We start from the raw sequence: 26175 nt of genomic DNA, 5'->3' as shown, positions 1-26175 counted from the left end.
CGGGGGAAACCCAAGCAAGAAAGCAACTTTGGGGCTATAGCTCAGCTGGGAGAGCGCAACACTGGCAGTGTTGAGGTCAGCGGTTCGATCCCGCTTAGCTCCACCAAATCAAAAAAGGCCGCATCCGAAAGGATGCGGCCTTTTTTGATTTGGCAGTGCTGCCCGTGAGCGAGGCAAGGCCCCGGTTCACAAGGACCCGTAGGCGACGCAGAGCGCCGAGAGGCGACCCCGAAGGGGTGAGCAGGCAAAGCCTGCGAATCATCCCGCGCAAATGAACAAGAATTCCGCTGCGGGGGCGAATGGGGCCACTGCACGAGCATCCGATAGGATGCGGCATTTTTTAATTTGGCAGAACTGCCCGTGAGCGAGGCAAAGCCCCGGTTCACCTCATCGCTTTCGTGTAATGGTGTGTAATTAAATTACAGGTGTTTTTAGACGTCCGTTCTTGTACACTTCTGCGCCTAAAAGTTGGAACTCCGTCACACTTTTTGTGGTTGAGTAGTCGAGAAGGATCTCTTGACAGTATTTTTCCCGAACTTTCGGGGTCGCCGTGGGGACAGTTTGGCGACAAACCGGCACAAACAAGAATCCGAACGCTCAACATGCATCCAGCACACAACCGCAGCCCGTGGCAAATCCAGCGCGATGTTATTCACGCGCTGCTGATCCGCGAGATGAAGACCCGCTTTGGCAAGTGGCGTCTAGGCTATGCGTGGGTGTTGCTGGAGCCAGCCATGCACATCATGCTGCTGGCGGCCATTTTCAGTTTCATGGGACGGGAGTTCTACCCGGGCATTCCCACCATGCTATTTATGCTGGCCGGAATCGCGCCCTTTATATTCTTCAGTAATTGCTTCAGCAAGGGCGTCGCGGCTGTAGAATCCAACCGAGGCCTGTTCAATTACCGTCAGTTGCGCCCGTTTGATGCGGTACTTACGCGGGTGCTACTGGAATTCGCCATTTACCTGGTCAGCCTTTTTGCGCTGCTGGTTATTCTCGCCTGGTTCGGCGTTACCGCGCGCTTCAACGATTTCCTGCTGCTCGTTGGTATCAACCTGCTGTTTTTCTGCTTCTGCCTGGGGATCAGTCTCACTATGTGTGTGGTGGGTACAAAATTTCCCGAGGCCGCCAAGTTTGCCCCGATGATCGTGCGCCCGCTGTACTTTATCTCCGGAGTGTTTTTCTCCCTGGAGCAGGTGCCGCAGGAGTATCACGGCTACCTCTCCTGGAACCCGTTGCTGCACATGATCGAGCTGACTCGTGAAGGGCTGTTCGCCAGCTACCACGGCATGTTTGCCGATCTGCCGTACCTGGCGACCAGTTCACTGGTCATGCTCGCATTTGGTCTTCTGGTCTACCGCAGCCAGTGGCGAGACATGGTGCGCAGCCAATGATCGAGTTGCGCAATCTCACCAAGTCATTCCGCACACCGGCCGGCCGCAAGGTCTTGTTCCGCGATGTGAATGCGGTTTTTCCGGAAGGCAAGAACATCGGCATACTTGGGCGCAATGGCGCTGGCAAGTCCACGTTGCTGCGGATTATGGGCGGCATCGACTACCCGGATTCAGGGCGCGTGATTACCGACCAGCGCATTTCCTGGCCCATGGGGCTGTCTGGCGGCTTTCAGGGCAGTATGACCGGGCGCGAAAACGCGACGTTTGTCTGCGGCATTCATGGCATCTGGGGCAGTGCCAAAAGGCAAGTGCTCGAGCGGGTGCAGGAATTTGCGGAGATCGGTGACTACTTCGACGCGCCGGTAAAAAGTTATTCCTCCGGCATGCGCTCGCGGCTTGCCTTTGGCCTGAGCATTGCAGTGGATTTCGACTATTACCTGGTGGATGAGGTGATGTCGGTGGGGGATGCGCACTTCAAGCACAAGTGCGAGCAGGTTATCGCGGAAAAGCGCAAAACCGCCAACTTCATTATTGTGGCTCACAGTATGCCTATCTTGAAGAAAAACTGTGACGTGGGGATTTATCTTGGCCCTTCCGGACTGCAGATTTTCGACACCGTACAAGAGGCGATTTCCGTTTACCAACAGGGAATACCCAAGCCCGCAAACGCCGCAACGGGCGCATAAATAGAAAGAGTTATGGAAACAGCAGAAAGAACACCGGCAGTGAGTGAGCAGAAAGCTGCAGACGCAGCACGCAAAATCACCCGCAAGCTGTCCGCAGCAAGTATTGGCGCGGTGCCTGCGCGCGCAGCGCGTTGGCGCGGGCTGCTCCTGTGCGTTGTGTTACCACTGGTGCTGGTCAGCGGATACTACCTGTTCTGGGTGTCCGACCGATACGTGAGTGCCGCTCAGTTAATCGTTAAAGACAACAGCAGTGGTCAGGGTATGTCTTCCACTCTGGGCTTTCTGGTGCCGGGTATGGGGGGCGACTCTCAAGATGCCTTCCTGGTGGTGAACTACATCCAGTCCCTGGATATGGCGCAATATCTGGATCAGGAACTGGGGCTGGCTGATTACTACAAAAGCGATAGCTATGACGTATTTTCCCGTCTCGCGGTCGATGCCTCCCAGGAAGATTATCTCGAGTACTACCGCAGCCATATCGGCATCGGTCACGATGAGGCTACCGGCATCATCACTATCGAGATGCAGGCGTTCGAGCCCGCATTCGCCCAGCAGTTGGTCGAAACGGTCATTCGCAAGTCCGAAGACTTCGTGAATGCCATCAGCAACCAGCTGGCCGACAAGCAGGTGTCGTTTGTCCGCAGGGAATTGGAGCTGGCACAGGGCAAGCTGCGTACCAGCAAACAGAAAATCCTGGATTTCCAGAACAGAAACCAGGTGGTAAGCCCGGAAGAAATGACCAAGGGCATCAGTGCCATTATCCAGGGGCTGGAGGCCAAATTAGCCGAATCGCGGGCCAAACTCACTGCTGCCAAAACGTACCTGCACACCGACTCCTCCCAGGTGGTCTCCCTGCAGGCAGAAATCGACTCTCTGCAGCAGCAGATCGAGGCCGAGAAAGTGCGGTTGGTTGGCGTCTCCGATGAAAATGGGGAGCAGCGCCTCAACAGCCTGAACGCGCACTTCCAAAATCTGCAGCTGGATTTGCAGTTCGCCATGGACGCGTACCAGGCCTCGCTCACGGCGCTGGAAACCGCGCGTATGGAGGCTTCAGGCAAGCTCAAGCACTTGATGGTGATCAGTCAGCCATCGGTTGCCGAAGACGCGGAGTATCCACATAAGCTGTATAACCTGGCAAGCCTGGCGGTGATCCTGCTGCTGTTGTATGGCATTGGCAAAATGCTGGTGGCGAGTATTCGCGATCACCGCGTGTAAACGGCGAAAAATTCTTCTTTTTAATGTTCGATGAGCTTTATGACCAATAAACGGATGACAAGTTGGGTAGTCGCGGTGCTAGCCGTGGTGAGCCTGTGTGCCAATGTGTACGCACTGGATACCCAGCAACTGAATAAAAACCAGCAGCAAATTTCCGCAGGTAATCACCTGCCGGCCTTCGGCGAATCGCTGTTTAAAGGGGCGTTCAAAGATCAGCCGTTTCGTGGTTTTAATGGTGGCTACCGGGTTACCGTGGGGGACCAGATTGCCCTGCAGCTATGGGGTGCCTACAGCTTCAGTGCGGTGCTCACGGTAGATGCGCAGGGCAACATTTTTATCCCGGAAGTGGGGCCGGTACGGGTGGCTGGGGTTGCCAACGGCGAACTGAATGCGTTTGTGCTCCGGCATGTAAAGCGTGTGTTCAAGAATAACGTGCAGGCCTACGCGAACCTGGAGGCGAGCCAGCCGGTGAAGGTCTTTGTCACAGGCTTCGTGGAAAGCCCTGGCTTGTACCCCGGGTTCTCTTCCGACTCCGTACTCTACTATCTCGATAGCGCCGGTGGTATCAGCCGGCAAAGCGGTAGTTACATCGATATCAAGGTGTTGCGCCAGGGCAAGGAGCTGCAACGCATCAACCTGTATAGCTTCTTGGTTGAGGGTCAGATGCCGGCACTGCAACTGCGTAATGGAGATTCCATTGTGGTTGGCCCGCGCCAGGGGTACATCAGTATTGAGGGTGCGGTACAGGAGTCCGGTCAGATCGAATTCATCGGCCCAACCACCAGCCTCAGCGAAGTGTTAATGGTCGCCAAACCCAACCCGCAGGCCAATTTTGCGCGGGTTACCCAGGTTATCGGCAGTCAGCAGCAGGCGAGTTACCTGCCGCTGGAAGAGGCCATCAGTACCCCGTTGCACCCGGGCGCCCATGTGGAGCTGGTGAGCGATAGTGAGGTAACCAGCATTTCCGTTCGCGTTAGCGGTGAAGTGAATGGGCCGGCGGCCTATGTATTGCCTTACGGCGCAACCCTGCAGGACCTGCTCGACAAACTCCGCTACCGCGATAACGCCGATCCCTTCTCACTGCAGTTGTACCGCAAAAGCGTGGCAAAAAAGCAGAAGGTGGCCCTGGAGCGTTCACTGGATGCGCTGGAAATGGAGGCGCTCACGCGCCAGCCGACAACCACCGCAGACCAGGCATCCATTAAGGACACTGCGTCCATGATCCAGAACTTTATCGCCAAGGCGCGCAACGCCCAGCCGCGTGGCCAGGTGGTACTGGCCAACAATGCCAAGGCGGGTGAAATGTTGCTGGAAGATGGCGATTCGCTCATCGTTCCCTTGCGCGCTTCAACAGTGTCCGTTGTGGGAGAGGTAGTATTCCCCACATCGCTGGTGTTCAACGAGCGCCATACGCTGGAAGATTACATTGAGCTGGCCGGCGGATTCTCCAATAACGCCAATACCGATGAGCTGGTGGTTCTGCATATGGATGGCACCATCAGTCGTATTAAAAAGCGCAAGTTCAATAATCGCCTGAATGGAGTACTCCGCCCGGGCGATGAAATCATGATAATGCCGGAAATCCAGGCGAGTGAGCTGCAGGTTACAAAAGACGTAACGGAAATTCTGTATCGTATCGCCGTGGGCACGGCTGCAGTGCTGTCGTTCTAGCAAATCAATTTAGCCGGGGCGACTCACTATTGAGGGTCGCTTCGGTTTTGAAAAACAACCAGTTCGAAATGTGCAATCAGGGAAGGTATTTGGCCTCAAGATTGCAGTGAAATGAGCGCCAAATTTAGTTGAATTTTATCCGGGGGAAAAAATGAAAGCGGGAACTTCATCACGAAAAGGAATAATTCTGGCTGGCGGGTCAGGCACGCGGCTGTATCCGCTGACCAAAGGGGTCAGCAAGCAGCTGATGGCGGTGTACGACAAGCCGATGATCTACTACCCGCTGACCACCCTGATGATGGCGGGGATTCGGGATATCCTCATCATCACCACCCCCGAAGAACAGTGTCTGTTCCAGAAGTTGCTGGAAGATGGCAGCCAGTGGGGCATCAACATTACCTATGCGGTGCAGCCTTCTCCCGACGGCCTTGCACAGGCGTTCCTGATTGGCCGTGAACATGTTGGCAGCAACCCCAGTGCGCTGGTACTGGGCGACAACATCTATTATGCAGAGCACTTCAGTGAAGTACTGAAGAACGCAAACCAGCGCACCGAGGGCGCCACCGTATTCGGCTACCACGTTGCCGATCCCCGTGCCTACGGTGTGGCGGAGTTCGACAAATCCGGCAAGGTGATCAGTCTCGAAGAAAAGCCCGCGCAGCCGAAATCCAATTACGCAGTAACCGGCCTCTACTTTTACGACAACCAGGTCTGCGACCTTGCGCGTGAGATCAAGCCCAGCCCTCGCGGGGAGCTGGAGATCACCGACCTCAATCGCATGTACTTGGAGCAGGGCAACCTCAATGTACAGCTGATGGGCCGCGGTGCCGCATGGCTGGACACGGGCACCCACGACAACCTGCTGGAAGCTGCGCAGTTTGTGCAAACCATCGAACGCCGCCAGGGCCTTAAAATTGCCTGCCCAGAAGAAGTTGCCTTCCGCAAAGGTTTTATTGACGCAGAAACGCTGGAGAAACAGGCGCAGCCACTGATCAAGAGCGGCTACGGTGAATACCTGATACAAATCCTCGCCGAATCCAAAACCGATCACGCCTTCTCTCGCTAATCGTTAGAAAAACCCATGTAGGAGCCTGACCACAGGCGAATAGTTTTATGAAAGTAATAGAAACCAGCATCCCCGATGTAAAAATCATCGAGCCAAAAGTCTTCGGCGACGAGCGCGGCTTCTTCCTGGAAACCTTTCGCCAGGACTTCTTCAACCGCGAATGCGCCGAGCGCACCTTCGTGCAGGACAACCACAGTAAGTCCAGCCAGGGCATTCTCCGTGGCCTGCACTACCAGACCGAAAACACCCAGGGCAAGCTGGTCCGCGTGACCGCCGGTGAAGTGTTCGATGTGGCTGTAGACCTGCGCAAGAGCTCTCCTACCTTCGGTCAGTGGGTGGGCGTACTGCTGAACGAAGACAACAAGCGCCAGCTCTGGGTCCCGGAAGGTTTCGCCCACGGGTTTTACGTCACCAGCGAATCCGCCGAGTTCGTCTACAAATGCACCGACTATTACGCACCGGAGCACGAACACTCCCTGCGTTGGGACGACCCGGAAATCGGTATCGAGTGGCCCCTGGTCAACGGCGAACGGCCCAAGCTTTCTGCTAAAGACGCCGAAGGCAAACTCCTGAAAGAAGCTGTCGTTTTTAGCTAAAGCACCCGTTGCCATTTCTTATTTTGGATAGAACACAGCAGTAGGGTGGATAAGCGCAGCGCATCCACCATCATCAACAAACAGTAGAAAATGAAAATTCTAATCACCGGTAAAAATGGCCAGCTAGGCCAGCAACTCCAAAAGCAGGCGCCCGCCGGCGCAACGGTTATTGCTCACGGCCGCGACACCTTGAATATTGCCGATAAGGAGCAGGTATTTGCTGTTCTGAGCGAGGCAAGGCCGGATGTCGTCATCAACGCCGCTGCCTACACCGCCGTAGACAAAGCGCAGTCTGAAGTAGAGCAGGCCCACGCCATCAATGCTCGAGGGCCGGAAAATCTGGCGCTTGCCTGCCGCGAACTCGGCGCTCGCCTGATCCACGTCTCTACCGACTTCGTGTTTGACGGCAAGCAGTCACACCCTTACCAGCCGACCGATATCCGCAAACCCGTCAGCGTTTATGGCGAAAGCAAAGCGCGTGGTGAAGAGGCGGTTGAAGCCATTCTCCCCGAGGCGATCATCGTGCGTACCGCCTGGGTGTACGACAGCGAGGGCGGTAACTTCGCCACAACCATGTTGCGTCTGATGCGCGAGCGCGACCAGCTCGGGATCGTCGCTGACCAGATAGGTACGCCCACCTGGGCGGGAACCTTGGCCAAAGCACTGTATGCGCTGGCTAGCTCACCGGAAGCAAGTGGTATCTATCACTGCACCGATGCCGGCGCCGCCAGTTGGTACGACTTCGCGGTAGCCATTTTTGAGGAAGGCAAGGCCTCCGGCCTACTGCCAGAAGACCGCCAGGTAAAGATTGGCCCTATCGCCACCAGTGATTACCCAACCCCGGCGACACGCCCATCCTACAGCGTGCTGGACAAAACCCGCCTGACCAAAGAGGTTGGTGTGGAGCTGAGCCACTGGCGCCAGGTGCTGAGATCTGTCTTAGGTGCACACAACCTGTAGCAGCCTGTCTGCGGGAGAACCGGGGCGCACCAGTGCCCCGCGAAAAAACAAATCTAGAACTGATTATTCCGGCACACCCGGAACCAAGACCAACGGAACTGCAAAACATGAGCAACCTGCTAGTAACCGGCGGTGCCGGCTTCATCGGCGCCAACTTTGTCCACTACTGGATGAAAACCTACCCGCAAGACAAAGTAGTCGTACTGGACGCGCTCACCTACGCGGGTAACAAAGCAAACCTCGATCCAGTGGCAGAAAACCCGAATTTTGCCTTCAGCCACGGCAATATCTGCGATACCGCGCTGGTAGAGACGCTGCTCAAAGAGCACCAAATCGATACTCTGGTGCACTTCGCGGCAGAGAGCCATGTAGACCGTTCGATCACTGGCCCGGATGCCTTTATCGAAACCAATATCATCGGTACCCACAGCCTGCTCAAGGCGGCCAAGAGAGTTTGGCTGGACGAAGGACTGAACAAAGAAAATCACCGATTTCACCACGTTTCCACTGACGAGGTGTACGGCACGTTGGGACCAAACGACCCTGCCTTCAGCGAGACAACACCCTACGCGCCGAATAGCCCGTACTCTGCGAGCAAGGCCGCCTCGGATCATCTAGTGCGTGCTTACCATCACACCTATGGTTTGAAGGTTACCACCAGTAATTGCTCCAATAACTACGGGCCCTACCACTTTCCGGAGAAGCTCATTCCGCTGGTCATTACCAATATCCTGCAGGATAAGCCGCTGCCGATTTACGGCGATGGTCAGCAAATCCGGGACTGGCTGTATGTGGAGGACCATGCGCGCGGTATCGATCTAGTAATTAAGAAGGGTCGCTTGGGTGAGTGCTACAACATCGGCGGTATTAATGAGTGGGCGAACTTCGATATCGTCAAGCTGATCTGCGAACTAATGAATGCGAAATTTTCAGAAACCCCCGAGTTGGCGGAAAGCTTCCCCGATGCCCAAAAAGCCCAACAGGGAATCGCTCAGGAACTGATCACGCACGTAACTGATCGCGCCGGACATGATCGACGCTACGCGATCGATCCAGCCAAGTCTAACGACGAGCTTGGTTATGAGCCAGTCGAAAGCTTCGCATCTGGTATTCGAAAAACAGTGCAGTGGTACTTGAATAATCGCAGCTGGTGGCAATCTGTTCTTTCTGGTGATTATCAGATTTAGTTTAGTGGAACACCGTTGAACCAAATTTTTAATAGTTTTAAATGTACGAAAAAATGAAAGATTTACTAAAGCTTGGGCGTAAAAGAAAAGCTTCGTCTGACTCCGAGAATATCTGGTTAATTCACGAGTCGGGTTTATTCAACGAAGAGTGGTACAAAGAATGTAATCCGGATGTGGTAGAAAGTGGAGAAAATCCACTGATCCATTTTTACTATCACGGCTTTCGGGAGGGCCGAAACCCCTCGTACCTGTTCGATGCAAACTGGTACCTCGAAACATACCGTGATGTAAAAGATGCCGGGATACACCCGCTGGTACACTATATACAGCACGGTGAGGTGGAGGGACGCAACCCCTCACCGTGTGTGGACATCGAATATGTTCGTCGGCAGGTCAGCCAGCCAATCGATGGTCTAGTTCTTAGCTATTTTTACGCGCATGTCGCCAAAGATAAGCTCAGTCCATTGCCTGAATTCAGCATGGATTATTACCTGAGCGCGAATCCGGATATCGAAGAGTCCGGCATGGATCCGTACTTTCACTTCCTATTTCAAGGCGTCAATGAGGGACGGAACCCGTCGATACTGTTTGACCTCGCAAAGTACAAAGCAGAAAACAATCTGACGGATAATCCGTTTTGGCATTACCTGACCGTTGGCAAGGCCAGGGGTTTGCCGATTCGGCCTGTTGGTAGCGCACAACCGAGCAGTGCCAGCACTGGCGGACTTGACCTGTTGGCTGAAATAACACGCTACCGGGGGCCGGGCGAGGGCTACGAGGATTTCCAGTACAAAGGGAAATCCATGAAGGCTGCCAAAGTCAAAGCGCTGGCGTATTACTTACCCCAGTTCCACCCGTTCAAGGAGAACAGTGAGTGGTGGGGCGAGGGCTTTACCGAGTGGACCAACGTAACCCGCGGCCTGCCCCGGTTCAAAGGGCACTACCAGCCCCACTTGCCTCGCGACCTGGGTTATTACGACCTGCGCCTGAAGGACACTCTCAAGGCGCAGGCGGAAATGGCCCAGGCTGCCGGTTTGCATGGTTTCTGCTTCTACCATTACTGGTTCAACGGCAAACGCCTGATGGATAGCCCCGTCAACATGCTGATGGACAGCCCCGAAATTGAGTTGCCATTCTGTATCCTGTGGGCCAATGAAAACTGGACCAGAACCTGGGACGGGCTGGAAAACAATGTCCTGATCGCGCAGGACTACCACGATGAAGATGATATTGCGTTTATACGGGATATCGGCCGCCACTTTGCCGATCCTCGCTATATTCGCGTTGATGGTCACCCACTGTTCTTTATCTACCGCCCCGGTATCATTCCCGATGCGGTCAACAGAATCAAAAAATGGCGCAAACTGAGTGAGGAGTTGCTCGGGGAAGCGCCGCTGTTCTACATGGCCCAAGCGTTTGGCGACAACGACCCCGAAGTGTTCGGTATGGACGGTGCAGTTGAGTTCCCGCCGCATAAGCTCGCGCAGGGTCTGGACTCCAAGGCCCAGGAGCTCGGTCTTGTAGACCCCGGATTTACGGGGCACTACCCGCTATATGATGAACTGGTACAGCGCAGCCTGGAGGTCGAGAAGCCCGATTTTGACCTCATTCGTGCAGTTACTCCGAGCTGGGACAACGAAGCCAGAAAGCCCGGCCGCGGCATGGGCTTCATCGATTCTACACCCGCCAAGTACGAGCGCTGGCTGGCCAGCATGGTGAAGTATGCAGAGGCGAACCCTATTGGCGGAGATGAGTCGTTCGTTGTCATCAATGCCTGGAATGAATGGGCCGAAGGTGCACACCTGGAGCCCGATGTTTACTGGGGCAGCGCCTATCTGAATGCAACTTATAGGGCGGTACATGGCCTGACCCGCCAGGAGGGCAAAACAAAGCTCGTTCTGGTTGGGCACGATGCCTACAAACACGGTGCACAACTGCTGACGCTGAACATCTTCAAGACCCTGGTTCAGGATTTTGGCATTGATGTAGAGCTGGTTCTACTTGATGGCGGCCCCCTCGTCAAGGATTACCAGAAGATCGGCAAAACCCATGTGGCTCATGGCGATATCGCCATATTCCGGGACATCGTCAAGGAAATCACCGGCCGCAGTACCGTTGCCCATGCCATCTGTAATACTACGGTATCCGGGCAGTGTACGGAAGTTTTGGCCGATAGCGGCCTGAAAGTCATTTCCCTGGTGCATGAGTTGGAAACCCTGATCAAGGAATATGCGCTGGAAGACAGGGCCAAGGCAATTGCGGAAAATGCGGCATCCGTGGTGTTTGCATCGTCCTTCGTCAAAGACTCCTTTGAGCGGGTAGTCGGCTCAATCGGCGAGAAGGCTGTTATCAAGCCACAGGGGATCTATCAAAAGCTCGAGCCAAACAGCAACAGCCACAAATCCCTGCGCAAGAAGTTGAACCTGCCGGGTAGGGCCAAGATTGTAGTTAATGCCGGGTTTGCCGACCTGCGCAAAGGATTCGACCTGTTTGTTAGCACCGCGCGGGTTGCATTGGCAAAAAGCTCCGATTATCACTTTGTCTGGCTGGGCAATGTAGAGCCTGGCCTCAAAAACTGGATACTCCGAGATATAGCCGGTAGCGAGCTGGAATCGCACCTGCATATCGTGCCGTTCACCAGCGAGATTTCCCTGTACCTGCAGGGCGCGGATGCCTTTGCCATGACCTCGCGGGAAGACCCATTCCCATCGGTCGTGCTGGAGTCCCTGGCACTTGGCACCCCGGTAGTGGGCTTCCAGAATGGCGGCGGTTTTGCAGAACTACTGCGCAACGACTCCAATGGTGCCCTGGTGCCCATGGGTGACGTAAATGCATTGTTTGATGCGATTGACCGCGAAATTGCCAACGATAGCGAGGCACATCGAGCAGCGCGTAGTGCCTGGGCAATCGGCACCTTCGAATGGAGAGACTATGTATTCAGCCTCGTTGAGTTGCTGATGCCGGAATTGCGCCGTGTTTCTGTTGTGGTACCCAACTACAATTATGAGGATCATATCGGCCCCCGGCTGGAGACTATCTTCGCCCAGAATTATCCCGTCTACGAGGTTATCGTCCTGGACGACAAGTCCAGCGACAATAGCGTGTCGGTAATCCAGGAAACGGCAGATTTACATCAGCGGGAAATCCAGCTGATCGTCAACGAAAAAAACTCCGGCTCCGTGTTCCGCCAGTGGGACAAGGGAGCAAGGCTGGCCAAAGGGGAGCTGTTGTGGATTGCCGAGGCCGACGACCTCGCGGCTCCCGATTTCGTGAGCGAGCTGGTTTCGGACGATGCGTTTGACCTTGCTTATTGCGACTCCAGGCAGGTGGACCAGGATGGCAATCTACTGGCCGAAAGCTACAACTACTACTTCGAGGAATTTGGTGAAACGACCTTCGCCAAAAGCTTCCGCATGCCCGGTAAGGAATTTCTGGCAGAGTTCCTTGCGGTCAAGAACATCATCATGAATGTCAGTGGTGTGATCTTCCGCACATCCAGTTTGTGTGACGCTCTAGATAGAACCGGTGACCGTCTTTATGAATACTCCGTGGCGGGGGACTGGTTCCTTTACACCGATCTGCTGGCAAGTGAAAACGCTTTGATCAAATACTGTTCGAAAAGTCTGAATACCCACCGCAGGCATCAGGGCAGTGTGACCCACTCACTTAAAGCAGATAAGCATCTATCGGAAATTTCTTCGGTGCAGGGCCTTGTAAATCGAACAGTAAGTTTAACAGGCGAAAGTGTTCATTTAGCTAAACTACATTTTGATCAGGCAAAAAGGCACTTGGGTGTCGAATAAAATAATTTGAGGTTCTATGAAGCTTTACTTGCATATAGGTACAGAGAAGACTGGCACAACGTCTATTCAGGACTTTCTGGTTGCTAATGAATCAAAATTGTTTGATCTCGGATATGGCATTAGTAAGGTTTCCGGTATCGGAAACAATAGAAAGTTGGCCGCCTTTTCAATGCGAGATGAGCGCTCAGATGATTTCTTCGAGGCAAGTAACCTAACAACTGTTGATGCGCGCGTTCAGTTTAAAAAGCATTTTCGTGAAGAGTTTGAAAGCGAGCTTCAGAATTTGGCTGAAAATGTTCACTCGGTAATTATATCTAGTGAGCACTTCCATTCTCGTTGCGTGAATGAAGATGAATTGCAGAAATTAAAGGCTTTATTGGTTAAGTATTTTGATGAAATCAATGTAATTTGCTACTTCAGGCCGCAAGTGGAGCTCGCTACTTCGCTTTATTCTACAGCTTTAAGGGTTGGGTTCACGCATACCGCGGTTGAATTTATCTCGAACGAGCTTCGGTTGGATAACTACTACTATAACTATCTCGACATCTATCAGAACTGGGTCGGCGTTTTTGGTAAATCTAATATGAATGTTCGCCTCTATGGCAAGCAAAATTTCCGTGGCGGTGACTTAATGGAAGATTTCTGCTATTCCATCGGCCTAGATTACTCCACCTGTGGATTTAGTAGTGTTCCATCTTCCAATAAATCCATAAACCACATTGGTCAGCTAATGCTGCGTCGACTGAATGACTCACTTTCTAGAAATGAGTCAGCGGATAATGAAATTAGAAGGCAGTTTGTCAGCTGGTTGGAATCCAAGTATGACGGCAAAGGCTTCCGGTGCCCTTATGAAACCGAAGTTAAATTGCAGCAGAAATTTGATGAGGTGAATAGGGCAGTGCTGCATAAGGCTGGATATGGCGCATCCAAACTATTTTCTATTCAGCCCTCCCGAGGAGACTTGGACGATTCAAGTGTTGCACAGGATTTAATCGATGTGACTCTGGAGCTGTGGAAGGAAAAAAGCTGTCTGACAGATCACGAAATCAACGTGATTAGAGATTCGGCGGTAGAGCTTGAAGGTAAGAATGTAAGTGCGGCGATTGAGCTTATGAAGCTGGCGCAGAAATTTCGCCCTGAAGGGACGTACATAAAAAATAAGTTGGCGACCTATGAGGAGAAGGTAGGTCGGAGAAATCAGTGGATATGAAAATAAAAGTAATTGCGGTTGCCAGTAACGAGGCTGCCTATCTTCCTGAATGGATACATCATCATCTTTACTTTGGGTTTGATGAAATTGAAATTTATGTGAATAGGACTTCTGATAATACTGAAGCAGTATTGCAGGCTGTATCTGAACGATATCCAAATGTCAGTTTTAAGATAGTGGATTTTCTCGATCTGGCGGACGTCGAAAATATTCAGCGAGTGGCATACTCTCTGGCATTGAACTCTTTAACGGGTGAAGAAACTCATTATATATTTCTAGATATCGACGAATTCTGGGTGAGCTCCGATTTTCAGGAGTCTGTGAAGGATTTTATGAGGGGCTGCCCTGATGCCGATCTTGTTTCATTTCAGTGGGCAAACAAGATTAATGATTTTTCGGAATTTTCGCTTCCGTTCCAGGTGAGTAATGATGTTGTTGTCAGCGACCATGTTAAAACAGTGGTTAGCTCTAGCGTGCAAGTCCAGAAAGTATTTGCTCACAATGTGGCTGCTGACTCCGTTCGTAATATTCTCGCAAATGGCGAAATTTTTAATCGTTCCCCGATATATAAGGTAGGTCAGGATCAATTCAGGAGGGAGTTGAGCCGCGCCTTTATTCTTCATCGTCCATACAGAAGTGAAATAGAATACATTTCTCTACTTGGGAAGGGGCGTCCAAGGTATCCAAACAAACTTAAAGACAATCGACCTGGCTTTAATAAGTATAAAAAGGAAAATTCTTCCGTTTTTTCAGTGGATTTGTCATTGCTGGAAGAATATAGCAAAAGCTTTCAATCGTTTTTGAATGAGCTAGATCTAAATGAGGGGTTGTCGGTTTCGCGTCAGTTTGTCATTCAGCGTGCAGAAAAAGTTATGGCTCTGATTGCTGAGCAATCGCCGGATTCATATGAGGCGTTTGAGCGATGCTTTTCCGGTGTTTCTAGGCAGCCGGTGAAGAATGAGCTGAGTGTGCTAAAGGAAAAATATGTTAATTATCTTAGAGATGAGGCGCTACGAATAGAGGGGGGGAATCTTAGTTTGGCATTTGAATTGATGACTAAGGCTTGCCACTATCGTCCTGATGGCGGCTTTATTAAAGCGAAGATTAAGGAGTATGCTTCAGCGTTAGGGGTGGACACAAATTCTGTAGTATAGCTTTTTTGGGGTGCAGATTAGAATTTATCAGTGCTGTTTAGATTCTAGGTTGTTTGTAATGCTGAGTGTTAAGTTTGTGATGTAGAGATGGATGTGGTGCAAGAGAAACCTAGTTTAAAAATAGCTGTGGCTGGAACTGGTTATGTTGGTCTGTCTAATGCAGTCCTTCTGGCTCAGCATAATGAAGTGGTCGCGGTCGATATCGTAGCCAGTAAGGTGGATCTGTTGAATGACAGGATCTCACCAATTGAAGATAGCGAGATAGAGCAATTTCTGCGCGAGAAAACGCTGAACTTGCGCGCGACGCTCGACAAAGACGCCGCTTACCGCGACGCCGAATTTGTGATCATCGCCACACCTACCGACTACGATCCCCAGACCAATTATTTTAACACCGGGTCGGTGGAGTCCGTTATTCGCGATGTTATTGCAGTTAATCCCGACGCTGTGATGGTGATTAAATCGACGGTGCCGGTCGGTTTTACCCGCAGAGTGAGTGCGCAGTACGGAAGCAACAATATTCTCTTTTCCCCGGAATTTCTGCGCGAAGGCCTCGCGCTTTACGACAATCTGCATCCCTCGCGTATTGTGGTGGGCGAGCGATCTGAACGCGCAAGAAGCTTTGCCGACCTGCTTGTGCAGGGAGCGGTAAAAACGGACATCCAGGTTCTGTTTACGGATTCCACGGAAGCAGAGGCCATCAAGCTGTTTGCCAATACTTATCTGGCCATGCGGGTTGCCTACTTCAACGAGCTGGATACTTACGCGGAAACCCACGACCTCGATGCGCGCCAGATCATTGAAGGGGTAGGGTTGGATCCGCGTATTGGTATGCACTACAACAATCCTTCCTTCGGTTATGGAGGCTACTGCCTGCCGAAGGATACCAAGCAGTTGTTGGCCAATTATGAGGATGTCCCCAACAACCTGATCTCAGCCATCGTTGACGCCAATACAACGCGCAAGGATTTTGTCGCGGACTCCATTATCAAGCGTAACCCCAAAGTGGTTGGTATTTATCGCCTGATCATGAAGGCGGGCTCAGATAATTTCCGCTCGTCATCGATTCAGGGGGTAATGAAGCGGATCAAGGCCAAGGGGATAGAGGTTGTTGTTTACGAGCCGGTACTGGATGGGCAGGATTTTTTTCATTCCCGCGTGATCAAGGATTTCGAGGAATTTAAGCGTATTTCGGATGTGGTTGTAGCAAACCGCATGGTTGATGAGCTCGCCGATATTGTCGGCAAGGTATATACCAGAGACCTGTTCGGAAACGATTAATCCTGGCAGCCCGGTGTTTGGTGATGTGAAATTTTTCAGCAGATCTGCACGTGTGCTGGAAGAGATTTTTTCTGTATTTATAAGGATTGGATGTTGTTGTGAATCCTTTTGTGTTTGTTCATATTCCAAAGACTGCTGGCACCAGCTTCCGGATTGGCGCGGATGCGTATTTCGGCCGAGACTACGTTTGCCGGGACTATGGTGCAAAATCCCCGGAAACCAGCGAAATCGTCCATCGATGGGTCAATGGCGCCCAGGACAAATGGGCGTTCAAGAAGGCGTTTGACGAGCGCGGCTACCGGTTCCTAACGGGGCATTTCCATGCCGCCGCCTACGCGCCGCTTTTTGGCACCAGCTACATGATTACGTTTTTGCGGCAGCCTTTGCAACGCCTTGTGTCCGAGTATCGGCATATGGTCAGGAATTACGGATATAGCAAGTCGTTTGCAGAGTTTTACCGCACGCCGCACAACATCAATCGCCAGCAGCGCATGCTGGATCAATTGCCCTGGATGGCGCTCGGCTTTATCGGTTTGACCGAAAGGTATGACGAGTCTCTGCACCTTTTGAATCAGAAGTACAGCCTGGATATTTCAAACCTCAGGGAAAACCTGGGGCGCGCGGGCTTGGACGACCGCTACGAAATTCCCGTCGAACAGGAGCAGGAGCTGCGGCAGCTGAACGCCGGAGACCTGGCATTGTACGACGTTGTTTGCGAGCAGTTTGACTGGCGGCTCAAGCTCGCTGAACAGCAGAAGGGTTTTGTTGCGGGTACATTGATGCACACGGACAGGGGCCGCCTGTTCGGCTGGGCGCTGGCGGAAGCGAGCGATGAACCGGTAGAAATACAGGCCCGAGTCAACGGCAAAGCCCTCGGAGAGGCAGTCGCCCAGCAGGACCGCCCTTGGCTTCGGGCTATGGGCCTCGGGCGCGCTGGCTATGTAGGCTTTTCGTTAGATATTTCCAGATTGAAGGCCGGTGACAGGGTAGAGTGTGTGGTTGCTGGCACCGGCCAGCCATTGGTACAGTCGCCGTGGACCGTACGGGCGTAATCCCTCAAACAAGAATGATCATAAATGAAGGGTGTTGTGGTTAACCTTTTAAAGTCCCTGTTTCGTCAGGATCTCGTTTCTCACCTAGAGCCTGTTGCAGCGGTAGAGCCGGCTGGTAGTGAGGTTGAGGGCTGCAGCTGGCGTTCACTGGCAGACAAGCCGCTGTTTGCGGTGCGCGCGCGTGTGTTTCGGCCCGGTTGGTACATGCTGGAGCTCCAGCTGACCAGCACCATCAGTGGTGTGGATGCGGAGCTGTTGTTGGATGCTGGCAACGGTTTTGTGCATGCAGAGACAATAACCCTGCCGTTGCGCAATGGGCGCGTGGCCAAACGCATCGTATATTTTCCGGCTCGGGTGCATGCGCTCGGCCTCTCCCTGTTGGCGGTATCCGATACATTTTCTGTAGATCACTTCCGTCTGGTGCGTCTTGCACCCTGTTTTGCGCAAGACCGGCTGGCCCGGCGCCTTTCCAATATGCACCCGATGTATCGGGGGCAGAGCAAAGCGCAGGTGATTTCGCGCATCAGAGGCATGGCCGAAGAACTTGGTCAGAATTGGCGCCACATCGTATTGGAGCGCTACGCGGAGACGTTTGTCCGCCGAAAGCACGACCGTGATTATCAACGCTGGATTGATCACGTGGAGCCGGGATTGCAGTCTTCTGCCTGTGGTTCCATAGATGTTTCCGCAGATGCCGGACCTCTGATTTCCATTCTGTTGCCCACATTCAATGCAGACATTGTGCAGCTGCAGGCCTGTATCGACTCTGTCTTGAATCAGTGTTATCCGCACTGGCAGCTCTGTATCGCCGATGACGCATCAACAGATCTTGCCGTACACGATTGCCTGCTGTCTTACCAGGCTAGAGATTCGCGTATTCAGGTGACGCTGCGTGAAACGAATGGCCATATTGCCCTGGCGACCTCCAGTGCCCTGGAACTTGCTCAGGGAGATTTTGTTACTTTTCTGGATCAAGACGACACCCTGGCAACCCATGCGCTGGCCCGTGTTATCCGTGCGATTGGCGAGAATCCAGAGGCGCTACTGATTTACAGCGATGAAGACAAGATGGATGAGGATGGTCAACGCTTTGACCCCCACTTCAAGCCAGATTGGAATCCGGATCTGTTGCTCTCGCAAAATTATATTTGCCACCTTGCGGTCTATCGCGCGGAATTGATAAAGCAGGCTGGGGCCTTCAGGGCTGGCGCTGAGGGCAGTCAGGATCACGACCTGTTATTGCGTTGCTTGCCGCAATTAAATGCGCGCAATGTGGTGCATATTCCGGATATTTTGTATCACTGGCGGGCGGCGGAAGGGTCGACAGCACTGGCGGGTTCGAACAAAGCGTATGCCATTCAGTCCGGAATGCGGGCCGTTGCGGATTACCTTGAGCGTGAAGGGCTGCCGGCACAGGTAGGACCTGGTATTGCGCCTAATACCTATAAATTGCGCTGGTCGGTTCCTAAGCCCGCGCCGCTGGTTAGCCTGCTGGTCCCAACCAGAGATGGCTATGAGATTTTGAAGCCTTGTGTAGATGCCATTCTTGCGCGTACCGAGTACCCGAATTTTGAACTGCTGATTCTGGATAATGGCAGTAAGTGCCCGGCAACATTAAGTTACTTGGAAGAAGTGGGCGCTGATCCGCGGGTATCGGTGCACCGTTGGGAACACCCGTTCAATTACTCCGCCATTAATAATTTCGGTGCCGGCGAAGCCAGGGGGGAAATCCTTGGGCTGATTAACAACGACATCGAGCCGATAAACTCAGACTGGCTGTGCGAAATGGTGGGCCAGGTATGCCGTCCCGAAATTGGTTGTGTGGGTGCCAAACTCTACTACCCCAATGACACCATCCAGCACGGTGGTGTGATTCTGGGCATAGGCGGCGTGGCAGGACATGCGCATAAGTACTACCTGCGGCATGAGTACGGTTATTTTTCCCGCCTGTATCTGACACAGAACTTGTCTGCGGTCACCGGTGCCTGCCTTGTGTTACGCAAATCAGTGTTTGAACAGGTCGGCGGGCTCAACGAGGCCGATCTGGCGATTGCCTATAACGATGTGGATCTCTGTCTGAAGGTCCGGGAGGCAGGTTATCGTAACCTGTGGACGCCATATGCAGAGCTATATCATCACGAGTCGGTTTCCCGCGGTGCTGACGATACCATCGCAAAGCGCCGTCGCGCACAGCGTGAAGCCGATTACATGCGAAAACGCTGGGGCGATCAGCTGGATACAGATCCAGCGTATAATCCCAACCTTACCCTCATACACGAAGACTTTTCTTTGGCGTGATGGGAAGCGCGTGCAAAAGGAAAATTAATAGAGCAGCTAGCGCTGTATATCTGTGGCACTTATATGACACTCAGCCAGTCAGCGGTAGCTGTTATTTTTGTAGCGTTAATCGCGCTTCTTGTATTCACCCGCTTTAGACCATCTCTCGTTTTTGCCTCTGGTGCGGCTGTCTGCTTTTTGACCGGCCTGGTGCCGGCTGAAGCGGTACTACAAAAAGCGGTCAATCCCGGGCTGGTCACACTGGTTGCGCTGATCCTGGCATCGATTGGCCTGGAAAAAGCCAGCTGGCTGCGTCTGGTGTCCGACCGGCTGATCAATGGTTCTTTACCGGGTAGCTTGGTTCGTCTTACCGGCGCGACGGCGCTGAGCTCTGCTTTTCTGAACAATACGGCGGTGGTGGCCGCACTGGCGTCCAGCGTTAAAAAACAGCGCCGCTATCCGGCGGGCAAGCTGCTAATTCCGCTTTCCTACGCGGCCATTCTCGGTGGCACGCTTACTTTAATTGGTACTTCCACCAATCTGATTGTGAACAGCTTTGTACTGGACCGGGGGGAGCCGGGGCTGGATTTCTTTGTATTTTTGCCGGTCGGTCTCGCCGTATTGGGCGTTGGTTTGGTGGTGCTGATTCTGTGTAATCGCTTGTTACCGGACGGGCGCGGTGTGCAGGAGGCGGTAACAGAATACCTGTTAGAGGCGGAGGTGGAGCAGGATTCGCCCCTCGATGGTAAAACCGTCGAGCAGAACGGGTTACGGCAGCTGGAGACCCTGTATCTCGTTGAGATTATTCGAGGGAAGCGTGCCATCAGCCCGGTGGCTCCCACGGAAATTGTGAAGTCTGGCGATAAGTTGATTTTCAGTGGCGATGTGCGTGACATTGCCCGGCTGCAGGTTATACCGGGTTTGCACCAGTTTGCGTTGGAAGACGAGCGGCTGGAGCTGGATATGATCGAGGTGGTACTGGCGCCTAGCTCGAGCATCCTTGGGGAGACTCTGAAAAGCTGCCAGTTCCGCACCCGCTTTGATGCGGCCGTGGTGGCTATGCGTCGCGATGGTGACCGGCTGTCAGGCAAACTGGGGGAAAAACGGTTGCAGGCGGGAGATGCACTGTTGCTGGCAGTGGGGCCGGACTTCAAGCATCACCGCAATATCGACAAGAATTTTTATGTGGTCAGCGGCAATGCGGTGCAGCGGCAGCTCTCCCGTCGCGACAGCTGGTTGCTGGGGCTTGGGTTTATCGGCATGGTGGCTGGTGCCGCTATGGGGTATTTCTCGCTGCTGAAGGGGCTGGTGCTGTTATTGGGCGGGATGATCGCTCTGGGTATTGTCAGTACCACCGAGCTGCAGCGCCGCTTCCCGTTCCAGATCTGGCTGATTATCGCCAGCGCGCTGGTATTGGCCGAGGCCTTTTCCAGCAGCGGCCTGGCAACGGCGCTGGCGGAGGGGTTGCGCGAGCTGGTGCAAGGGGGTGGCCCTTACCTGGCACTGATCGGCGTGTTCTTTTTGACCCTGGCACTGACCGAGCTGATGACCAATAACGCCGCCGCGGCACTGGCCTTTCCCCTGGCCTGGAGCCTGGCGGAGAGCTTTGGCGTAAGCTGGATGCCGTTTGTGATGGCGGTGGCCTATGGAGCCAGTGCCAGCTTCCTGACCCCGTTTGGCTACCAGACCAACCTGATGGTGCAGAACCTGGGCGGCTACCACCTGCGGGATTTTGTGCGTGCCGGGCTTCCCCTGACCATTGCCTATTCCGCCACGGTGTTAATTATGTTGCCACTGGTGTTTCCGTTTTAAGCGGGTTTGGAGCAAAAGTATTTTGGGTATCGCCAAGTGAAGCAGCGCGAGAATATTAAACACATTGTGGTTGAAGAGGGGGCAAACCCGTCTTCGGACTACTTCGTACTTCCGTTTTTGATTGAAGCGGGTGCTGATGTTGTGCGGTTTACCTTTGCCCAATTACCATCCGCCGACCTGCTCGACGGCGCTACCGTAACATTTGTGCGTTATGTACCCCGCAATTGGCGGTTGCTGATCGAGCGGCATTGCGGCGTCATCCGGCAGCTGAATTTCTTTATGGACGACGACCTGTTCAGCTGGCCAGCCTTTGCGCGTATGCCGCTGCGCTACCAGTGGAAGTTGCTGCGCTTGAGCTGGCGGCATCGGTCCTGGTTGCGCTCTGTGGATGCGCAGCTGCTGGTGTCGACCCCATACCTGCAGGCGCGTTATGCCCAGTGGCAGCCGCAGCTTTTGGCACCGCAGGTGCCGGCGGCGCTGGTGCCCTTGCTGGAGCGCGAAGATGTGCAAAGCGCTGAGTCTGCGCCGATCACCCTGTTCTACCACGGCTCTGCCTCTCACGGCGCGGATCTGCAATGGCTGCGCCCGGTGATTGAGCGGGTGCTGGAGGCGAACGAGCGCATCGTATTCGAGGTGATCGGTGACCGCCGCGTAAACCGCCTGTTTAAAGGTTTGCCACGGGTGCATGTGCTGCACCCGATGAAGTGGGGCACGTACCAGTCGCTGCTGCAGCGCCCGGGGCGGGCGATCGGCCTGGCGCCGCTATTGGACAGTCCGTTCAACCGTGCCCGTGCCCACACCAAGTTTCTCGATGTCACCCTGGCTGGTGCGGTGGGTATTTACGCGGCGGGGCCGGTGTACGGAGCGGTTGTTCGGCACCGTGAAAACGGCTTACTTCTGCCAATGGAGCAGAGTGTGTGGGTCGAGAGTATTTTGCAGCTGGCGGCAGACGCACCCTTGCGCGCGCAGATGCTGAGCGAGGCCCGCGCGTGTCTTTGATTGGCTATTGTTCTCGCGGCCTGAAGCGGATTCCCCACCTCGATGCCTTGCTGGAAGCGCCCAGTTACTGGTTTGCGCTGCACCCAGCCCAGCGCACCACGCACATTGCCGGTTGGGGCCGCAAGCCCACCGCTGCCCGCGCGCGCAAAATCGCCGCCGAGCGTGGCTTGCCGTTCGTCAGTCTGGAAGATGGTTTCCTGCGGTCACTTGGGCTTGGGGTGCAGGGTGCCCCTTTGCACAGTCTGATCGTGGATTACACCGGGATTTACTACGATGCCAGTGCCTCGAGCGATCTCGAAAACCTGATTCGGGGCGCAGACTTTTCCGAGTCCGAGCTCGCCCGTGCCTGTGCCGGTATGGCGCTCCTGCGACAGCACCGGTTGTCGAAATACAACGCGGCGCCGGACAGGCCTGTCGTCTGGCCAGATGATCGGCCTCGGGTGCTGGTGGTCGATCAGACGTTCGGCGATGCGGCGATCACTTGCGGCGCGGCGGACGCGTCGAGCTTCACGCGCATGCTGGAAGCGGCCGTGGCCGACAATCCCGACGCGGAAGTGGTGGTGAAGGTACACCCGGACGTGATTGTCGGAAAAAAGCGCGGCTACTTGCTGGACGCGGCGCGGGCGCACAACTGTCGCCTGTGGTCGGAAGATATTGCGCCCTGGGCGCTGCTCGACGCAGTCGACAAGGTGTACGTGGTTACCAGCCAGTTTGGGTTTGATGCACTGTTGGCGGGCAAGCCGGTGCACTGTTTTGGTGTGCCGTTTTATGCCGGCTGGGGCCTGACCCAAGATGTGCAGGCGTGCGCGCGGCGCGGGCAAAACCGATCACTGGAGCAAGTGTTCGCCGCGGCGTATTTGCGCTACTGCCGCTACATCAATCCCTACACCGGTCAACGGTGTGAACTGGAAGATACTATTCGCCTGATTGCGGAGCAGAAGCAGCGCCATCAGAAGCTGGCGGGCCCCTGGCTGGGGCTGGGTTTTTCTGCCTGGAAGCGGGGGTTTGTGCCCGATTTTCTGGCGCGGCCTGCACAGATGCAGTTTGCCAGTGCGCCCGAGTCCATTGCGGGTGCAGCGAAGGGAACACAGGTGGTGGCCTGGGCCAGCAGCCTGCGGGCGCCGGTGGTATCCGCGTGTAAAAACGCGCGGTTGCCGCTGTGGCGGCTGGAAGATGGCTTCTTGCGCTCGGTGGGGTTGGGCTCGGACCTGGTGCGCCCGCTCTCGCTGGTGTTGGATAGCCAGGGCATCTATTACGATGCCTCGCGTCCGTCTGAGCTGGAATCGATTCTCAAGAATGCGGATCTGTCTCCCGCGTTGTGTGCCCGCGCGGCGGCGCTCCGCGAATTGCTGGTTGCCCGCCAGTTGAGTAAATACAACGTGGGTGAGCAGGCGCCTGCGGTGACCCTGCCCGAAGGGTGTACCACGATTCTGGTACCCGGACAGGTGGAGAGCGATGCATCCATCGCCCATGGGTCGCCCTGGCTCAAGAGTAACCGGCAGTTACTGGAACAGGTGCGCCGGGCAAATCCGGATGCGCATATCATATATAAGCCGCATCCGGATGTGCTCGCCGGTGGCCGCGTGGGGGAGTTGGCTGGCGATGCCGGTGATCTCTACGATCAGCTGGTTACCGACATTCCCATGCCGGCGTTGCTTGCACAGGTGGATGAGCTGCACACCCTGTGTTCCCTGAGCGGGTTCGAAGCACTGCTGCGTAACATCAAGGTGGTCACTTACGGCCTGCCGTTTTACGCAGGCTGGGGGCTGAGTGAAGATCGGCTGCTCAGCGGTGGCGATGAGGGTGCGCCGGAGGCTCTTGCGGAGCTGGCGACCGTGCGCCGTTGCCGACGCGCGCGCGGCCGCAAACGCAGCCTGGATGAGCTGGTGGCGGCGACGCTGATTGTGTACCCAACCTATGTGGATCCCCGCAGTGGGCAGATTGTGGATGTGGAGACTGCGGTGCAGATTCTGGCGTCGCAGCGGGAAGGGACCGCACAACCTGCCTGGCCACGAGCGCTCTACCGCATGGTGCGCAACCGGTTTTTCAAAAAATAGACATACTCACCTGTCATACTCCGCCTCTGATCTGCGCTCTCGTCGATATCCCTTTTCGATGTCTCTTTTCGATAGCCCCGCTCAACAATTTGGCGCGTGAATTGCACTGCTTTATTGCTGAGCCTTGGCGTAGCGGTGCAAGCGGGGCCGGTGTGCGGACCCGACACGCGGCAGGGAAACGATTGGCGGCAAAACCTCCCTCTAGTTCCTTGGTATGGTCTCCAGAACGAGACATACGTCAAATAAACGGGTATAGTTTTGCGCCAAGAGTGCGTCGTTTTGGAATTTTCTGACGTGTTTTGCTTGGTTTTTGGCCGAATTTGGCCGGATGGTTGTGCTATTTGTGCGGGGGTTGCCCGCACCTGTGTCGTTTTTAGTGCCCCGGGGGGCGGCGATATTTCGCCGTGGGGCTAAGTGGGGATGAGTGTCAGGGGTTGTATTCTTGCAGGGGCCGCATGGTCCTTTCTTTGCGCGTTGCGCCCGGTATTTTTCCGCGCAAGGTCTCGCAACACATAAAATCAATTTCAACGGTGGCGACCGCCTGTTTGGCTGGGCCGATCACCAGGTGGACTATTGCGGAGGCCAGGCGGCCTGGCCGGAGTATTTTGCCGGCTATGTGCGCCAGCACGATATCCGCGCCGTGGTTGTCTATGGTGACTGCCGTTACTACCACCGCCAGGCCCGCACCATTTGCGATGAGCTGGGCGTTTCCTTCTGGGCCTTTGAAGAAGGCTATTTAAGGCCGGATTTCGTTACCCTGGAGCAGGGGGGCGTGAACGGCTTTTCTGAAATCGACTGGCGCCCCACGGCGGTGGAAAGCTACCGCCCGCACAACCGCAGCAACACGGTGCATATCGGCCAGACCTTCTGGCAACGGGCCTGGTTTGCCATCGCTTACTACATTACCTCCAGAATCTTTCGCCAGCAGTTCTGCGGGTACCGCCATCACCGGTCGCGTAACTGGGTGCAGGAGGGTGCCTGCTGGTTAACAAGCTTCTACCGCAAGGGCCTGTATAAGCTCACTCAGCGCCGATACCTGAGTGCACTGGTCAAGCGCCACAGCAGGGAGTTCTACCTGTATGCGCTGCAGACCCAGGACGATTTCCAGATCCGCGAGCACTCCGATTACGACAGCATCGAAGACTCCATTACCGAAGTCATTCGCTCGTTCGCACAGGGTGCGGCGGAGCACGAATTGCTGGTCATCAAGCATCACCCCATGGACCGCGGTTTCTGTCATTACGGCAAGTGGATCAACCGGCTTGCGCGGCAGCACGGGGTGAGTGGCAGAGTGGTGTATTGCCACGATCTGCACCTGCCGACCCTGCTCAAGCACGCGAAGGGGCTGATCACCATCAACAGCACCGTGGGAATTTCCGCGCTGCTGCACAAGGTGCCAACCATCACCCTCGGCCGGGCGCTCTACGATCAGCCGGGGCTCACCCACCAGGGCACGCTCAGCGAGTTCTGGCAGGCGACGCAGCCGGTGGATGTGGAATTTTTCCGCCAGTTCCGCACCTATCTTTATGAGCGCAGCCAGCTGGATGGCAGCTTTTTCCGAAACATGGACCATGCCATCGAACAGGCATGGTTGCGTATGGCGCCTGCACTGGCATCCGGTATCGAGCGCCCGCTTACACCGGTGGCCGAAGAGGAAGAATACCTGGCCGCGTGAGCCTCGCTCCGCTCGGGGAGCCTGCTTCCAGGCTCCCCGGCAAACCTAACCGATCAAAAAATAAACTGGCAGTTCTCCGC

The 26175-nt window shown here is 54.5% G+C and carries 18 protein-coding genes and 1 tRNA gene; all 19 read left to right on the top strand.

Annotated elements, in window-relative coordinates:
* Positions 1-30: 30 nt before the first annotated feature.
* The 19 genes from AU182_RS14630 (at position 31) to AU182_RS14540 (ending at position 26095) form a co-directional block, all read left to right on the top strand.
* A tRNA-Ala gene (locus tag AU182_RS14630) sits at positions 31-106 on the top strand.
* 496 nt (positions 107-602) lie between these two features.
* Entirely contained in the window at positions 603-1394 is a 792-nt protein-coding gene (locus AU182_RS14625; protein WP_066966792.1) for an ABC transporter permease, read from the top strand.
* A complete protein-coding gene (locus AU182_RS14620) occupies positions 1391-2080 on the top strand; it encodes an ABC transporter ATP-binding protein (protein ID WP_066966789.1) in 690 nt (229 codons plus the stop codon). The genes AU182_RS14625 and AU182_RS14620 overlap by 4 nt, the downstream gene beginning before the upstream one ends.
* A 12-nt stretch (positions 2081-2092) precedes the next feature.
* Positions 2093-3295, top strand: coding sequence for a hypothetical protein (locus AU182_RS14615; RefSeq protein ID WP_066966786.1), 1203 nt, complete (start codon positions 2093-2095; stop codon positions 3293-3295).
* 39 nt (positions 3296-3334) lie between these two features.
* A complete protein-coding gene (locus AU182_RS14610; RefSeq protein ID WP_193754356.1) occupies positions 3335-4966 on the top strand; it encodes an SLBB domain-containing protein in 1632 nt (543 codons plus the stop codon).
* A gap of 151 nt (positions 4967-5117) precedes the next feature.
* Entirely contained in the window at positions 5118-6032 is a 915-nt protein-coding gene (rfbA, locus tag AU182_RS14605; protein WP_066966781.1) for a glucose-1-phosphate thymidylyltransferase RfbA, read from the top strand.
* 47 nt (positions 6033-6079) lie between these two features.
* Complete coding sequence (rfbC, locus tag AU182_RS14600; protein WP_066966778.1) at positions 6080-6628, top strand: dTDP-4-dehydrorhamnose 3,5-epimerase; 549 nt, start codon at positions 6080-6082, stop codon at positions 6626-6628.
* A 90-nt stretch (positions 6629-6718) separates the two neighbouring features.
* Positions 6719-7588, top strand: a complete 870-nt coding sequence (rfbD, locus tag AU182_RS14595) for a dTDP-4-dehydrorhamnose reductase (RefSeq protein WP_066966776.1) — start codon at positions 6719-6721, stop codon at positions 7586-7588.
* A gap of 107 nt (positions 7589-7695) precedes the next feature.
* Positions 7696-8775: a dTDP-glucose 4,6-dehydratase gene (rfbB, locus tag AU182_RS14590; protein ID WP_066966773.1), complete on the top strand. Its 1080-nt coding sequence runs from the start codon at positions 7696-7698 to the stop codon at positions 8773-8775.
* 53 nt (positions 8776-8828) lie between these two features.
* Positions 8829-12578, top strand: coding sequence for a glycoside hydrolase family 99-like domain-containing protein (locus AU182_RS14585; protein WP_193754355.1), 3750 nt, complete (start codon positions 8829-8831; stop codon positions 12576-12578).
* Between the two features lie 16 nt (positions 12579-12594).
* Positions 12595-13788, top strand: a complete 1194-nt coding sequence (locus AU182_RS14580) for a hypothetical protein (protein ID WP_066966767.1) — start codon at positions 12595-12597, stop codon at positions 13786-13788.
* Positions 13785-14942, top strand: coding sequence for a glycosyltransferase family 2 protein (locus tag AU182_RS14575; protein WP_066966765.1), 1158 nt, complete (start codon positions 13785-13787; stop codon positions 14940-14942). The genes AU182_RS14580 and AU182_RS14575 overlap by 4 nt, the downstream gene beginning before the upstream one ends.
* Positions 14943-15038: 96 nt before the next feature.
* A complete protein-coding gene (locus AU182_RS14570) occupies positions 15039-16223 on the top strand; it encodes a nucleotide sugar dehydrogenase (RefSeq protein WP_227718321.1) in 1185 nt (394 codons plus the stop codon).
* A gap of 98 nt (positions 16224-16321) precedes the next feature.
* Positions 16322-17275: a sulfotransferase family 2 domain-containing protein gene (locus tag AU182_RS14565; protein ID WP_193754354.1), complete on the top strand. Its 954-nt coding sequence runs from the start codon at positions 16322-16324 to the stop codon at positions 17273-17275.
* Positions 17276-17311: 36 nt separating this feature from the next.
* Positions 17312-19573, top strand: a complete 2262-nt coding sequence (locus tag AU182_RS14560; protein ID WP_227718284.1) for a glycosyltransferase family 2 protein — start codon at positions 17312-17314, stop codon at positions 19571-19573.
* A 63-nt stretch (positions 19574-19636) separates the two neighbouring features.
* On the top strand, positions 19637-21364 hold the full coding sequence (locus AU182_RS14555; RefSeq protein WP_066966752.1) for an SLC13 family permease: 1728 nt from the start codon (positions 19637-19639) through the stop codon (positions 21362-21364).
* 36 nt (positions 21365-21400) lie between these two features.
* A complete protein-coding gene (locus tag AU182_RS14550) occupies positions 21401-22363 on the top strand; it encodes a glycosyltransferase family 1 protein (RefSeq protein ID WP_227718283.1) in 963 nt (320 codons plus the stop codon).
* Complete coding sequence (locus tag AU182_RS14545) at positions 22354-24420, top strand: capsular polysaccharide biosynthesis protein (RefSeq protein ID WP_227718282.1); 2067 nt, start codon at positions 22354-22356, stop codon at positions 24418-24420. The genes AU182_RS14550 and AU182_RS14545 overlap by 10 nt, the downstream gene beginning before the upstream one ends.
* Before the next feature lie 424 nt (positions 24421-24844).
* Positions 24845-26095, top strand: coding sequence for a capsule biosynthesis protein (locus AU182_RS14540; protein ID WP_082859458.1), 1251 nt, complete (start codon positions 24845-24847; stop codon positions 26093-26095).
* Positions 26096-26175: the final 80 nt, after the last annotated feature.

This window comes from Microbulbifer sp. Q7, from assembly GCF_001639145.1.
Lineage (GTDB): Bacteria > Pseudomonadota > Gammaproteobacteria > Pseudomonadales > Cellvibrionaceae > Microbulbifer.
The sequence above is the reverse complement of the archived record's forward strand: the minus strand, read 5'-3'. Positions and strand labels throughout refer to the sequence as shown.